Origin of the sequence: Cuniculiplasma divulgatum, assembly GCA_031200235.1 — an archaeon.
Classification (GTDB): Archaea; Thermoplasmatota; Thermoplasmata; order Thermoplasmatales; family Thermoplasmataceae; genus UBA509.
Map to the genome: position 1 here is coordinate 381603 of CP133595.1, position 14580 is coordinate 396182.

Sequence of the window (14580 nt, forward strand, 5' to 3'; positions counted from 1 at the left end):
AGTGAACCAATTGAATAACTTGAAAATGCCAGAATAAGTTCCGCCGTTTATAAGAGTTATCAAAATTGATGTGTTGTGGACTTTATGAGTCCACCTATCTTGCAGTTATGGGGGTGAAGTCCCTGAGCCCTTTTCCGACGTATACTGCCCTGGGCCTGATGAGCCTTTCCTCCTCCTCGTCGTACTCAATGAAGTGAGCAGTCCAGCCGGTTATCCTGGAAAGGGCGAACAGAGCTGTGTATATATTGTTCTGAAGAGGGAATCCCATAGACAGGTAAACGATGCCAGAGAAGTAATCAGTATTGGGGAATATCTTCTTCGCTCCGTACTTTTCTATGCCCAGTTCCTCCAGAGCAGTGGCAACCTTGAATAGCTTTTCTGCTTCCCTGCTGTTCTTCACCAGCGACTCTGCGTATTTCTTGAATATCCTGGCCCTTGGGTCATATGTCTTGTACACCCTGTGGCCAAAACCCATCAGCCTCTTGTTCCCGGTTGTTATGTTTTTGTCGAACCAGTTCCTGACATTCTTCTCGTCGCCTATCTCCTTGAACTGTGCAATTGAAGCTTCCGCTGCTCCCCCATGTAGTGGACCCTTAAGTGCTGCAAGTGCAGCTGTCACTCCTGAATACATGTCAGAAAGCGTGGACACTGCAACAAGACCTGCGGTTGTTGAAGCGGGAACCTCATGATCTGTATACAGTATGAGTGCAGAATTCATTGCGTCTATTTCTTCCCTGGAGAGTTCCTTGCCGAATGTGGCTTTCAGGAAACTTTCAACAAAGCTGCCAGATGGCTTTGGATTTGCAGGCGGCAGTCCCATTATGTGGCGGTAGACATTCGCAGTAACTGCAGACATCCTTCCAATTACATTCGCAGCCACTACCTTATCCGTTTCCTTGTTCCACTTGAAGCTTACTTCTGCTGCGGCCATGGATGCAAATGCAGCCATCTGCATGGCAACGGCATCGGATTCTCTAGGCAGTTTCCTTATTATGTCTATCACATAGTCAGGCAGCTTATAGCCTGCTTCCACATCATGCCTGAATGCCTGAAGCTGGTTCTGAGTTGGTAATTCACCATACAGGAAAAGATACTGTATCTCTTCCACAGATGCCTTGTGTGCTATAATGTCATCAATGGAGTATCCTCCATACATCAGAATGCCTTTCTCCCCGTCAATTGTAGTCAGTTTTGTCCACTCTATTTCTGCATTTTCCAGCCCCTTATCGATAGTTTTTATGTCTTCCATACAGACCACTCCAATAACTAAGACTGTGCTGAAAATAAGGTCAATCACTAATATATTAAGGAATAATTTTTCCCCAAAACACGGGGCCTGCGTATCACATATGCCTGCAATGGCATAAAACCCTTAAAGTGCTTAGATCTGTGAAAATTAAAGCCATGTGATTTCTAAAATGATATACATGGATATTTTCCACATTTTATCTGCAAGTATTCCTTCAACTTCCAGATAACAGGTCAATTGACGGGGGTTACCTTGATGCATCTGATTCATCGTAAATGTTATCAATAGTTTAGCCTGTTTCAGCTTGGAAACATTAAATTTGCATGCCATGATTTCTGAATATGGTGGAACAGAAGTGGATCGCCCTTTCAAACACCACCCTGGGGCAGCTTGTTGCCACCATAAACACCAGCGTAATAATTGTTGCTCTCCCGCCAATATTCGAAGGCATCGGGCTGAATCCGCTTTCCCCCGGCTCCTTTTCCTATCTGCTCTGGGTGATAATGAGCTACATGATCGTAATATCCGTACTCCTGGTCACCGTGGGCAAACTCTCAGACATGTTTGGCCGTGTCCGGCTTTTTAATATGGGTTTCCTCATATTCACTGTTGCATCCGTTCTCCTTTATCTCACTCCGGGGCGCAGCGATACGGGTGCCCTTGAAATCATCATATTCAGGATAATACAGGCTGTTGGAGGGTCTTTCATAATGGCAAATAGTTTTGCCATAATATCGGACAATTTCAATCCTAACCAGAGGGGCTTCGCCATATCAATCAACAGCGTTGCCTCAGTTTCGGGAGTGAGCATAGGGATTGTTCTGGGAGGTATTCTTTCGGTTATATACTGGAGGGATGTTTTTCTCCTTAGCGTTCCACTGGGCATCTTTGGGACAGTATGGTCCTACCTCAAGCTGAAAGAGACATCGCCAAGAAAGAAACAGACCATTGACGTTGCCGGAAATGTGTTGTTTGGCTCAGGACTGGTTGTTTTCCTTCTGGGTGTGACCTACGGTATCACACCATATAGAAACAGCCCAATGGGATGGGAAAATCCGCTGGTTATACTGGCGCTTGCAGCAGGAGCCGTCTTACTTGTGCTCTTTGTTGTGTGGGAAATGAGATCAGAATATCCAATGTTCAACCTTAAGCTCTTCAGGTCCAGGGGGTTCTCCATCGGCAGCTTAACTGGATTTATTTCAGCCATGGGAATGATGGGGCTGCTTTACATGCTTACTCTTCTTTTCCAGGGAGTGTGGCTTCCATTACACGGTGTGCCATATTCCATTACCCCCCTATGGGCTGGAATTTATATGCTTCCCATGACGGTGAGTATGGGGTTGTTTGGGATTCTGGCGGGCAGGATTTCTGACAGATATGGGCAACGCATGCTTACAGTAATCGGTTTGCTCATATCGGCCCTCTCTCTGCTGGGGTTAACCTTCCTGTCCTACAATTTTTCCTATGTAAAAATGGGGATTCTGATTACCATATTCGGAGCGGGTTATGGATTATTCAACTCCCCCAATATCTCTGCAGTCATGAATTCTGTACCCGCCTCTGACAGAGGCTCCGCCTCCGGAATGCTCAATAACATGCGCAACACGGGCTACGTTGCCAGCATGGGCGTTTTCTTCAGCATACTTATTGCCGGCCTGGCTACAAGCTTACCGCTGCACATTACCTCTGCTCTTAACTCTGCTGGCGCAACATCGCTGGTTCCCTATCTCTCCAGCATGCCACCAACTGAGGCTATATTTGGTGCGTTTCTTGGCATAAATCCTGTCGGGGCAATTATGGCTGCTATTCCACGTCTTCCCGCTGCAATCCCTGCCTCAACAGTCAAACTGCTGGAAGGAAACAGTTGGTTCCCGGGAGTTCTCGCCCCATCTTTCATGAAATCTCTTGATACAGTTTTCTATGTCATTTCAGTCATTACCATATTTGGCTCCATTCTATCTTTCTTCAGAAATGAGAGGAAACGGATCAAATCGGAGGACTTGGAGAAAAATCCGGATGGCAGTCTCTCCGTCAAATGAGACTTTTATAACCATTCTTAGCACCAAGGGTTTTCACTTGGAACTGAGAATAAACAGTTAATTTGTGCTGATTCTTCCTCCCATTGATTTTTGAGCAGATATAATTGCATTATCCGTCCCATGCCACTTAGAATGGTATCAATGATTCACTGATTGAATAACAATGAAACAGATACACGATCAGCCAAATAATATGCGGATGCCGGGATTCGAACCCGGGTCTAGAGCTTGGGAAGCTCCAGTGATAACCACTACACTACACCCGCCTTAACTGGTAAAAATAGAGAGATATAAAAAATGTTTGAGGTGGGTTTACACCCAGCCCCTCATCTTCATGGCATCCGCCACTCTCTTTACGGATACCGTGTACGCTGCAGTCCTTGGATCTACGTTGTATTTCTTGGCCGCGTCAAGAACCGCATGGGTTGCCTCTGTCATCTTCTGGTCAAGGCGTTCGTACACTTCTTTCTCAGTCCAGTAGTATCCTGCCTGGTTCTGCACCCACTCAAAATAGGATACAGTTACTCCCCCGGCGTTGGACAGGAAGTCTGGCAGTACCAGTACCTTCCTTTTGAAGAATATCTCGTCTGCCTCAGGAGTTGTGGGTCCATTTGCAAGTTCCAAGATTACCTTCGCCCTTACCTTGTTGGCATTGTCTGCCCTGAGCTGGTTCTCAATTGCTGCAGGTATGAGCACATCAACATCAAGTTCCAGAAGTTCCTCATTTGTTATGTTCTTTGTACCGGGCAAATTCTGAACAGTGCCAGTCTTCTTCTTGTGTTCCATCAGCTTGTCAAAGTCCAGGCCCTTCTCAGAGTATATTCCACCCTTTGTGTCAGATATGGCAACTACATTTGAGTGGAACATCTCCTTCACGAGCTTGAGTGCGAATTGCCCGGCATTGCCAAATCCCTGAATTGCCACCTTTGCCTTTGAAAGGTCCATTCCCAGAGTTTTAGCAGCTTCTCTCAGAACATACATTCCACCCTTTGCAGTTGCGTCACCACGGCCCAGTGAACCCCAGACCTCCAGTGGCTTTCCTGTTATGACTCCAGGAGCGGAATGTCTGACTATATTCTCGTATTCGTCCATCATCCATGCCATGATCTGCGGAGTAGTATAGACATCAGGTGCAGGAACATCTATCTCTGGCCCTATGAATTCTCCTATGGCCCTAACGTATCCCCTGCTTAGTCTCTCCAGCTCACCCGCGCTCATGCTCTTTGGATCGCATATAACTCCACCCTTTGCACCGCCAAGTGGAAGGTTCGTTATGGCAGTCTTCCATGTCATCCATGCAGAGAGAGCTTTTACGGTTGAAAGGGTCTCTTCAGGATGGAACCTTATACCGCCCTTCACCGGTCCCCTTGCATTGTTATAGTGAACTCTGAAGCCAGTGAAAACCTTTGTTTCCCCATTGTCCATCTTAACAGGTATACTTACCTGAAGAATTGCCATAGGGTGGCTAAGCACCTCAAAGGTCTGCTTGTCCAGTTTCATTACGTCTGCTGCTTTTTTCAGCTGTTTCACAGCTATATCAAATGGGTCCAAATCTTCTGGCATATTTTCACCTATTATCCTCTAGATGAGGACACATGGTAATCCCATGGACATAATTTAAGCTTTCACGATACAATATGCCATGTGCCATACTGTCTATAATGAATTATGATCGAAATGTCTTCATGACTGCTTTGTTTTCGCCAGAGGATGTAACGATACTGCCCCCCCGTCACTGACCACCCTCAGCCTGACCTTTACCCAGAAGCCAACCCCCGAAACCCATTCCCCAGAGGAGATCAGGATAAACAATGAATCTCTCCATACCTCCAACACCAAGGCCAAGGTAATGCCCGGTGGCGTAGAGGATCAGGGAGACCAGGCCAATGGTACCAAGTATTGCCCATGCAACTGAGAGGCTGTTCTTGAGCTTATAGATGATAATGTATGGCGCAATGGAGGCCATTAGGAACACCAGCAGTGAGGAGTAGACATGGATGCTGCCAGTGGTCTCCGGAAATATTCCAACACCCATGGCACCTATGCCCGCAAGAACGATTATGACTGAGAACACTCTGGAGAAACTTCGGGATATATAGGCCGCTGCAATCAAAAGAATCCCCAGCAGTACAATTGAAACGTTGAAAATGTAAGCTGTCTTTCCAACCCCAAGATCGCTGATGTAGTTGTGCGACACACTATAATTAGGATATATGGTTTCTGCCAGCAGCATCATAAGGAAGAACTGGGCAATCGACACAAAAAATAGCACTCCAGCCACGTTCATATCAAGATTTTTTTTCATAATTTTCATATCTTCTACCCTGAATCCGCATTTTAAGTTTTGCGCATTCCATACTGTGAATGGTTGCAGTAACATGCCAGAAATCCACTCAGTTGTGCCGCCGTACTTCTGGGAATCAAGTGATTTATTACGCGCGTGGCTTATTTTTTTCATCATGGTTGCGATTCATTCTCTGCAACCACCATAAGAAAAGTATTAATTATCATCAATGGAATTATCTGGAGCTTGATACTAAGTTCTGGTGTTATAAATGCTTAGACTCACAATTTCAGTAAAAAACTTGAAAGAGATTGCAGATCTGTTGAATACGGTTGTCACAGAAGCTAAATTCAAAATAGATCAGACCGGCATATCGGTTAAGGTTGTTGATCCTGCCCACGTGGCAATGGTTTCCATTGATGTACCAAAGGAGGCTTTTGTGGAATACCAGATAGATGGTGAGGAAGAGATTTCAATAGACGTGGAAAGGATGAAATCTGTCATAAGACTGGCAAATTCCGGAGATCAGGTAACCCTGACCAAGGAGAAGGAGAAACTTAAATTTGAGATCAACAACATCAGCAAAAGCATAGCACTTCTGGACAATAACACCGTCATGACACCCCGTGTCCCGGTCATTAGTTCAGATAATTATGTGGTTGTCAGCAAATCTGAGTTTGAAAGGGGACTCAGGGCTGCCGAGGATGTCTCAGATTCCATAAGGCTCACTCTGGGACCTGATGAGTTCAAGGCCAGATCTTCTTCCGACTCCGAGGAATCCGAGATGATCCTGACCAAGGACATGCTTAAGGAGCTGAAATGCTCGGCACCGATAAAGAGTTCATATCCTCTGGAGTACCTCCTCAAGCTGGTAAAGTCCCTTACAAGCTCAGACGAGATCAAGTTGAGTTTCAAAGATGACTACCCTTTGAATATAGAGTTCTCATTTGGCCAGTCAAAGGGTGGAGCAGAGAACCAGGCAAAGGGTTCATTCCTTCTTGCGCCGAGAATGGAACAGTAATAAGAGAAACTCCTCTTTCATTTTTCAAAAGTCCACTTCGCTGTAACAATGTTTCGTACCGGGTCAAAACAAGCATACTCCTATCCACTAGGAAGTTACGCGTTAAAATATATCCGGAGATTTTCGGAAAAATAATGTTGAATGAAGTAAGACGGGCGCGAGGGGATTCGGACCCCTGATCTGCAGCTTAGGAGGCTGCTGCCATATCCAGACTGGGCCACGCGCCCTAACTTGGTGCTCAACATAATCACATACTTGTATATATTTCAAACTCAAGATCGTATCCCCCGGAGGTATTCATGAAGTCTCCATTTGCAAAATGCCCTGCAACAGGATTCTGATTGCAGGGCTACGGATGCCCGTGTCCCCCCGGCATTCCTGATTAAAATTGCGATTTTATTTCGAAGTATTTTACTCCCGGAGGTCAGCTGCAACCATAACATCAGAAAGTGTGTTCCACAGAGATGGCCCCTGGCTTCTCACATGATTGATCCAGTCCACTGGAAATGATGATCAAAAATTAAGAATAATGTCACTATGCAGTAAATATGAAACTTATGATTGATGGTTCACTTGGCCACATGGATTTTTCCGCAGCGCATTTCATACCAACAATAGAAAAGTGTGCCCACCTCCATGGACACAACTACTACGTAAATGTGGAGGTTGAGGGTGACCCTGAGGAAGGCGTGCTTATGGACTACGGAATACTGAAGTCCCTCATGAGGAAAGCCATTGAACCGCTTGACCATAGAATACTTGTCCCGGAACATTCCGGCTTCTCCACATGCAAAATTGATGGAGAAGTGTGCCTTGTGGCATATGCGGGAAAGAAATTCCAGTTTCCCGTCAGCGATGTGTACCTGCTTGACAGGGAAATGAGCTCGAGTGAGCTGCTTTCCAGAAGCATCCTTGAAAAAACAGAGAAGGAGATATTCCGTCATGGAAATATCAGAAGGTTTGAAGTCTGCGTTTACGAGAGCCCGGGTCAGGGTGCGTGCTCGGAAGTGTCCCGATGATTGGTAAGGCAGTATGTCTGCTGTCCGGAGGGATCGATTCCACTACAGTACTGGCAATCGCCCTCAGCAAGGGGTATGATTGCACGGCCATAAGCTTTGATTATGGCCAGAGACATAGCAGGGAACTTGAAGCATCTGCCAGGGTGGCGGATCATTTCCACGTGCAAAGGCATGTAGTCAGGATGAATCTGAATGAGGTTACAATCAGTGCCCTGACCGGCCAGAAGGATGTGGAGACCAGGTCACTGGATCATATAGAGGAGAGCATTCCCAATACTTATGTGCCATCAAGAAACATCATATTCCTTTCCATAGCTGCATCAATGGCAGAATCCATAGGCGCAAATCATATCTTCATCGGTGCCAATGCAGTTGATTTCTCAGGATATCCAGACTGCAGGCCAGCCTTCTATAACGCTTTCGAAGATGCGCTGAACCTGGGAACAGTGGCCGGATCTGAACACCCCTTCAGAATAAATGTTCCACTGCAATACCTTACCAAGGGAGAGATAATAAAAACAGGAAGGTCACTGAATGTGCCCTATGATCTGACAACCTCCTGTTATCTTGGCAGGGAGAAGGCATGTGGAAAATGTGATTCCTGCCTCCTGAGGCTGAAAGGGTTCATGGAGGCCGGCATCCCCGATCCGATCCCTTACGAATCTTATCCGGAATTTTATAGAAAATTTCTTGAAAAAAATTAGTTTTTGGATTTCAGGAAGTCGTCAACCTTCTTGCAGTTCTCCTGAACTCCCTTAACTGTTTTCTCCCAGAGGGCCTTCTCCTCGGCAGTGAAATCCATATCGTATATTCTCTCAACACCGTTTGAGCCTATGCTTATGGGAACACCGATGAATATGCCGGATGCGCCGTAATGCTTTGCATGGTCCCCTTCCAGGTAGGCTGCGCATGGGATGACTCTGTGCTTATCCTTTATTATTGATTCTACCATCGCAGTGATGGAGATACCTGGCGCGTAATACGCACTTCCAGTCTTCAGGTAGTTCACTATTTCCCCACCGCCGAATCTTGTTCTCTTTACGATCTCTTCAATCTTCTCCTTTGAAAGAAGGTTGCTGATTGGGATGCCTGAGACGTTTGAGTATCTTATGAAAGGCACCATGTCATCACCGTGTCCACCAATGACGAATGCATTGACATCCTCAACTGATACGTTAAGCTCCATTGCAAGAAAAGTCCTGAATCTTGAACTGTCCAGTGACCCTCCAAGTCCCATTATGTATTCCGGCTTCACTCCTGAAACCTTCTGGAAAGCGTATGCCATGATATCAGCAGGATTTGAGACCACCACAACCTTTGAATTTGGGGAATATTTCTTGACATTCCTGGCAACATCAGACATTATCTCAACGTTCTTGTTCAGAAGATCGTCACGGCTCATGCCTGGCTTTCTTGCAAGCCCAGCTGTTATAACTATGACGTCTGAGTTCTCCATATTCCTGTACGCCTCTGGATTTGTTGTTGTGAATCCTCTCACATCAACATCTGTGCCCCAGTGCGGGCTCCCTTCCATAATATCCAGGCCCTTCCCTTCAGGAATACCGTCCACCACATCGAATAAATAAACATCGCCTAGTTCCTTCAGTGCTACAAACTGAGCCACAGTAGCCCCTACGTTTCCGGCTCCTATTACTGAAATCTTTTTTCTTACCATGACAGAAAATCACTTATTCAATCTTAAAGTTGTGCCTGAGTGTTCGATTGGTGCGGACCACTGGTGCAGCGAGGCATGATTATTATTTATGTTCCTATGCACATTTCTGTTTAAGATGTTAGAAATAGTAGTAATTCAGAGAAAATTTCATGAGAAAACTGGCTCGACACAATGGCAAAAATTAAATAATCTTGAACTTTAAATCAGAGACAATGATTCTTGTATATGATGGGTCTGGCAGTGAAGAGGAAATGCTCAGGGAGCTTATGGTTCCCACTGGCATGGAATTCAAGCTGCTGAAGAAACTGAGCGTCCGAGTTCTGGAGGAGGCCAGTCCCACCACTTTAATATATTTCGTAGATGGAGAAATGCCCAGTGAGGATGAAAAGTTATTCCTCACTGAAAGAAGAGAATTCCTCCTCATACTCATGTACAGGTCCGTTCCCGAAGTGAATGAGCGGATAAAGTACTCATCGGAGCTTGTGCCAGTAGATCCTGACAACATTGATGAAACCAGGGATCGCCTTCGGAAAGCTCTTTCCAGCCATACGGTCAGGAAGCTAAGGACAATAAATGATACCACCATATACCTGGCCAAGAACGGACTTTATCCTGGAAACACATATTTCACTAATCCAGATAACACTGGCCTTTTCACATCCATGCTCATCTCAAAGCATATTGACAGGGACAGATCACTTGTTGTTTCACGGTTCAACCTGAGAATGGAGATGCCGGAAATTCTCAATGACAGAAACTTCATCTGGGTGACTGATTCAATCGGGGCTCAACGAAACCGGCCGGTGAATCTCACATTCATTGTGGATACAATAATTAAGAGGATAAATGAGGGTTCAACTTACCTGATTTTTATTGACATATTTGACCTGATGATAGTTTACCATTCCTTCTATGACGTGGCGCGTTCCTTTGAATTGATAAAGAGCGCGGCCATGGAAAAGGAAGTGTACCTGATACTTGTCCTGGGTGAGGAATCCATGGACCACATCCAGTTTGGACAGATCACAAGATACTGCTATGAATGGAGCCCCAGAAAGATAAACGAACTGGAGAGATGATGCATTCTTGAAAGCTAGGGAAGGACTTATTGGATTACTTGACAATTTCTTCAGCCAGAAATTCGGAAAATCACTGGTGATCAAGGGGAAACCGGGTGCAGGTAAGACAACTTTTGCACTTGGATATCTTGAGGGTATCCTTGGAAACACTCCCGTATGCTACCTTTCGTCCAGGTTTTCCGATGATTCTCTTTTTGAATCCTTTCCCTGGCTCAAGGATGTGTCCATAAAGAACAGGGAAGGAGGTACACAGTCAGACCTCACGTCGGTCAGCACAGATTCCCTGCAGAAGCTTGAGAGAATGATAGAAGAAGGTCAGATTTCCAGTTCACTCAATAAGGGCCTGATCCTCAATATAGCCGATCTCCTGCCCGATATAAGATCCATATATGAGTTCGTGGATGCAAATTACGGGAATAATCCACTGATAGTTATAGATTCAATGGAAGCCCTGTCAGAGAAGTACGACATGAGCAGTTTGACGCTCTTTTCTGTCTTACATTCAGATCTTGTGGAAAAATCCAGAGCAAATATCATTGCAATCCTTGAAGCCAACGAGAACCAGAAGCTGGAGTACTTTTCGGATGGCGTTGTATCAATGGACTACTATGTTGATGCAGATTTCCTTGTAAGGCGGGCCACTGTGGAGAAGCTCAGGGGAGTATCACTGGGATCCACGCCGGTCTACCTGTACACACTCAAGGATGGCAGGTTTGATCCTTTCAAGCAAAACCTCATAATATACCCTGAAACCCGTATTACCGTTGAGGCTGGAAAACCCCACGAGGAATTTGAAGTGCCCCTTGATTCATCCGACCTCCCCAAGCTTACTCCAACCGGAGCGAAATCAATTCCCCTTGGATCTGTAATAATGTTTCACAGGAAGGATAATTCAAACGTGGTCAACGATGTTGTCAACCTTGTGAAGAACAATCTCATTAAAAATGCGATTTCTGTGGGTCGTGGTGTAATTGATGCCACGTCCAGCAGCTATGAGACTTCAAGGATACTTGTGAACGTTATGGATCCTGAAACCATGAAACATTACATAACGGCCGAGAAGTCCAAGAGGGCCAACTCGTTTGTCATAAATCTTGAGGGGAAGAGCATTGTGGAGGATTTCCCCAACGACGTCATAGATTTCTTCATGTCATCATCATCCAGGCCAAACCTCTATTTCTTTTCCACGGATTTCCTGATGTTTACGTACGGCCCAGACTTCTTCGGCGACCTGGTGAACCTCATAAACGGCATAAGACCCACCGGAGCAACCATAATAATAGCAGATGACGAGTATTACGGAAAAATTAGCCATTACTCAAATCTTGCCATCCATTTCAAGGAAGTCAGTGGCTACGCGTTGATGAATTCTGCCCCCAGGATATCTTACGCTGCCATTCCTGAATATGACAAATCGCACTGGCCGGACATTAAACTTTTTGACATTGTGTGAAGGCAAAGGGAGAACGTTTTTCCTATTCTTCCCGTATGGCAGTGATTGCTATTTCCCTGATTTCAACATAATGCTTTGAAACATCGAATGAAGCATCGTCCAGCGTGCATATTGCAAGATCTCTCAGAACTGAGTACGAAATGTCCAGGAGCCTTCTTATTGATTCGTGCAGGAATTCTGTTTTAGCCTTTGCTATTACTGCAATCCGGTTTCCACTAATCTCGAAGCTTATTGTTGGTTCCCCGGAGAAGCAGACATTTTCTTTTGATGAGAGAGCCTGAAGCCGGACCATGGCAAAGCAGTCGTTTTCTTTCCCAGCACCTTCTATGAGCTTGCCAACCTTCTCGGACGGCAGCACAAGAGTTCCCGATGACTGTAACTGATACAATGATCTCAATAGGATAACGTTATGCATATCAAAAATCTGTTTGATCCCTCAGGCAAACTCTTGGTATTAAACAGTTAAAAGAAGGCCATACTTTGGAAATGATTCGGAACCTTATTCCAGCAGGAGTATTCCTGTTGACTCTGTCTCAATACATCCGCATGCGCTTCCAACCATGTGGCGAAGACTTCACGGGCCTGAGTTTCCCCATGGGATGCCCACCATGGGTCAGTATGCTGGCCGGGCAATGTGCGGATTGCCACCTAAACAGAGGACTCTTTTCCATGTCATCCCTTGGGAGGTGAATGCGTGCTCACAGAGGTTAAATCTCAGCCTGCAATGACCATCCATGTTTCCTGTATCAAGACCCAGAAGATTGCGATCTTCGCAGAATATACGTGATCTCGTTGCAGAGAGTGCCATCAAGCCTGAAAAACTCATAATGCCTGTATTTGTGGATGAGGGGGCAAAGAAAGCAGTTCCCATCAGGTCCATGCCAGGCATATACCGCTACCCACTGTCAGAACTTGAAGACCACCTGATCTCCCTTCAGAGTTCCGGAGTCAGGAGCATACTGCTCTTTGGAATTCCAGTAAACAAGGATGATGTGGGCAGTTCTGCTTATGATGAGAACGGCATTGTCCAGAAAGCCATAGGCATCAGCAAGGAAAGAACTGATCTAATCACCATTGCCGATCTGTGCATGTGTGAATACACCAGTCATGGTCATTGCGGAATACTCAGAGGCGATTATGTGGACAATGATGCCACATTGGATTCCTATGGCAAAATAGCAAAGACCTATGCCGAGGCTGGTGTCGACCTCATAGCACCAAGCGGCATGATGGATGGCCAGGTAGGCAGGATAAGAAAGACTCTGGATGATGCCGGATACTCGAAAATCCCAATAATGGCATACAGCGCAAAATATGCCTCGTCTCTCTACGGGCCATTTCGTGAGGCTGCGGAATCGACCCCCAGCTTCGGTGACCGCAGGAGCTACCAGATGGATCCCCGGAACTCAAGGGAGGCAATGAGGGAGATTGATCTGGATGTGAAGGAGGGCGCCGACATAATCATGGTTAAACCTGCCCTCTTCTACCTTGATGTAATAAGAGGCGTGAGGCGAAAATATTCACTGCCCCTGGCTGCATACAGTGTCAGCGGCGAATACACAATGATCAGGAATGCGGTGGATGCAGGTTATCTCTCTGCAAATGCCATAGAAGAGGCCGTAGGATCCATCTTTAGGGCAGGAGCCGACATGGTCATAACATACTTTGCACAGTATCTGACGGAAAAATTGTGAGATTGCACCAGTCGCCGATTTAATATATCAAAAAACAATAACTATTTGGTGATAAAAAAATGGCAGTAACATTAGGACAGAAAGCACCGGATTTCACAGTAAACTCAACGCAGGGTCCAATAACCCTATCAAATTTCAAGGGAAAATGGGTATTGCTTTTCTCGCATCCTGCAGACTTCACGCCTGTATGCACAACAGAATTCATGGCATTTTCAGAATCCTATGACGAGTTCAAGAAACTTGGAGTGGAACTCATAGGGCTCAGTGTGGACAGCATATATTCCCATATAGCCTGGCTCAAGGATATAAAGGACAGGTATGGGATTGAAGTTCCGTTCCCTGTTCTTGCAGATCTTGAGAGAGAGGTTGCAACCCAGTATAATCTGCTCGACCCTAAGGTGGGCACAACAGTAAGGGGAGTTTTCATAATAGATCCCAACCAGACTGTAAGGTGGATGATATACTATCCTGCTGAAACCGGAAGGAATATCAGAGAAATCATACGTGTCATAAAAGCCCTTCAGTTCAACTGGGACAAGAAACTGGCCACGCCTGCCAACTGGGAACCAGGCAAAGAGGGGATTGCCTCAGCTCCAAGCACACTCAAGGATGCTCTTGCAAGAGAAAAGGAAGAGGGTGCAGAACGCTGGTACCTTAAGAGAGTCAAAGCGTGATATTTTGACTCTATGTGCCATGTACAACATTACCGTGGGGGACAGGCACCCCGCAGTAATTTGTGTTGATCTCTCAAATGTCAGACAATCACTTCTTGCCCTTGCAGATGTGCTCTCCAGTGATTATGTGGAGGAAGGCCTGCAGGAGTTCATTGAGGAATTCTCCAGAACGGATGAGGTCATGCCGGAGGACAAGACAGTGGGCTTTGTGGTTGTTAACTCCACGAAACGGGTCCTGTCATTGTCCTTTGCTTCCATTCCAGAGGATCTCGCGCATAATCTAAAGGCAGATGCCGATTCCTTCAGGAAAATAGGCTACGATGTCCAGCTGGACATTGAATGAGAGCTACCTGCGCACCTGTCCCACTTTCTTCCATAAAAGGTTAAATAAGC

Annotated in this window: 14 protein-coding genes and 2 tRNA genes; 9 read left to right on the plus strand and 7 right to left on the minus strand. The window is 45.8% G+C overall.

The genetic code is table 11. The features are described from left to right. Nucleotides 1–94: 94 nt before the first annotated feature. Nucleotides 95–1249 carry a citrate synthase gene (locus tag RE469_02035; protein WMT44990.1) on the minus strand — a complete coding sequence of 385 codons (1155 nt, stop codon included), beginning with the start codon at nt 1247–1249 and terminating at the stop codon, nt 95–97. A 341-nt stretch (nt 1250–1590) separates the two neighbouring features. Between RE469_02035 and RE469_02040 the strand changes: the two genes are divergently transcribed. After that, nucleotides 1591–3288: an MFS transporter gene (locus RE469_02040; GenBank protein ID WMT44991.1), complete on the plus strand. Its 1698-nt coding sequence runs from the start codon at nt 1591–1593 to the stop codon at nt 3286–3288. A gap of 194 nt (nt 3289–3482) precedes the next feature. Here the strand turns inward: RE469_02040 and RE469_02045 are convergent. The 3 genes from RE469_02045 to RE469_02055 all read right to left on the minus strand — a co-directional run bounded on the left by RE469_02045 (nt 3483) and on the right by RE469_02055 (nt 5593). After that, nucleotides 3483–3554, minus strand: a tRNA-Gly gene (locus tag RE469_02045). Nucleotides 3555–3600: 46 nt separating this feature from the next. Further along, the gene (locus RE469_02050; GenBank protein WMT44992.1) at nt 3601–4851 is read right to left on the minus strand and encodes a Glu/Leu/Phe/Val dehydrogenase; all 1251 of its coding nucleotides are present in this window, start codon (nt 4849–4851) and stop codon (nt 3601–3603) included. A 169-nt stretch (nt 4852–5020) separates the two neighbouring features. Beyond that, entirely contained in the window at nt 5021–5593 is a 573-nt protein-coding gene (locus RE469_02055) for a DUF998 domain-containing protein (GenBank protein WMT44993.1), read from the minus strand. Nucleotides 5594–5843: 250 nt separating this feature from the next. Here RE469_02055 and RE469_02060 point away from each other — a divergent pair, with 250 nt between their 5' ends. After that, nucleotides 5844–6593, plus strand: a complete 750-nt coding sequence (locus RE469_02060) for a DNA polymerase sliding clamp (GenBank protein ID WMT44994.1) — start codon at nt 5844–5846, stop codon at nt 6591–6593. Between the two features lie 152 nt (nt 6594–6745). Here RE469_02060 and RE469_02065 read toward each other — a convergent pair. After that, nucleotides 6746–6820, minus strand: a tRNA-Arg gene (locus RE469_02065). A 321-nt stretch (nt 6821–7141) separates the two neighbouring features. On the opposite strand from RE469_02065, the gene RE469_02070 reads away from it, so the two are divergent. Both RE469_02070 and queC read left to right on the plus strand, forming a co-directional pair. After that, nucleotides 7142–7612, plus strand: a complete 471-nt coding sequence (locus RE469_02070) for a 6-carboxytetrahydropterin synthase (GenBank protein WMT44995.1) — start codon at nt 7142–7144, stop codon at nt 7610–7612. Next, a complete protein-coding gene (gene queC / locus RE469_02075; GenBank protein ID WMT44996.1) occupies nt 7609–8316 on the plus strand; it encodes a 7-cyano-7-deazaguanine synthase QueC in 708 nt (235 codons plus the stop codon). The genes RE469_02070 and queC overlap by 4 nt, the downstream gene beginning before the upstream one ends. Here the strand turns inward: queC and mdh are convergent. Next, on the minus strand, nt 8313–9287 hold the full coding sequence (mdh, locus tag RE469_02080) for a malate dehydrogenase (protein ID WMT44997.1): 975 nt from the start codon (nt 9285–9287) through the stop codon (nt 8313–8315). The genes queC and mdh overlap by 4 nt on opposite strands. Before the next feature lie 212 nt (nt 9288–9499). On the opposite strand from mdh, the gene RE469_02085 reads away from it, so the two are divergent. Together RE469_02085 and gvpD are read left to right on the plus strand one after the other, a co-directional pair. Continuing rightward, nucleotides 9500–10366 carry a DUF835 domain-containing protein gene (locus RE469_02085; GenBank protein ID WMT44998.1) on the plus strand — a complete coding sequence of 289 codons (867 nt, stop codon included), beginning with the start codon at nt 9500–9502 and terminating at the stop codon, nt 10364–10366. Nucleotides 10367–10373: 7 nt separating this feature from the next. After that, nucleotides 10374–11819, plus strand: coding sequence for a gas vesicle protein GvpD (gene gvpD / locus RE469_02090; protein WMT44999.1), 1446 nt, complete (start codon nt 10374–10376; stop codon nt 11817–11819). Nucleotides 11820–11841: 22 nt separating this feature from the next. Here gvpD and RE469_02095 read toward each other — a convergent pair whose 3' ends face one another. Continuing rightward, nucleotides 11842–12207 (minus strand): hypothetical protein, encoded by a 366-nt coding sequence (locus tag RE469_02095; GenBank protein WMT45000.1) that lies wholly within the window; start codon nt 12205–12207, stop codon nt 11842–11844. A 346-nt stretch (nt 12208–12553) separates the two neighbouring features. On the opposite strand from RE469_02095, the gene hemB reads away from it, so the two are divergent. From hemB to RE469_02110, 3 genes are read left to right on the plus strand one after another with little or no spacing between them, the layout of a single operon-like run. Then, nucleotides 12554–13513 (plus strand): porphobilinogen synthase, encoded by a 960-nt coding sequence (gene hemB / locus RE469_02100; GenBank protein WMT45001.1) that lies wholly within the window; start codon nt 12554–12556, stop codon nt 13511–13513. A gap of 59 nt (nt 13514–13572) precedes the next feature. Next, nucleotides 13573–14187 carry a peroxiredoxin gene (locus RE469_02105; protein ID WMT45002.1) on the plus strand — a complete coding sequence of 205 codons (615 nt, stop codon included), beginning with the start codon at nt 13573–13575 and terminating at the stop codon, nt 14185–14187. 19 nt (nt 14188–14206) lie between these two features. Continuing rightward, complete coding sequence (locus RE469_02110; protein ID WMT45003.1) at nt 14207–14530, plus strand: TA0956 family protein; 324 nt, start codon at nt 14207–14209, stop codon at nt 14528–14530. Nucleotides 14531–14580 lie beyond the last annotated feature (50 nt).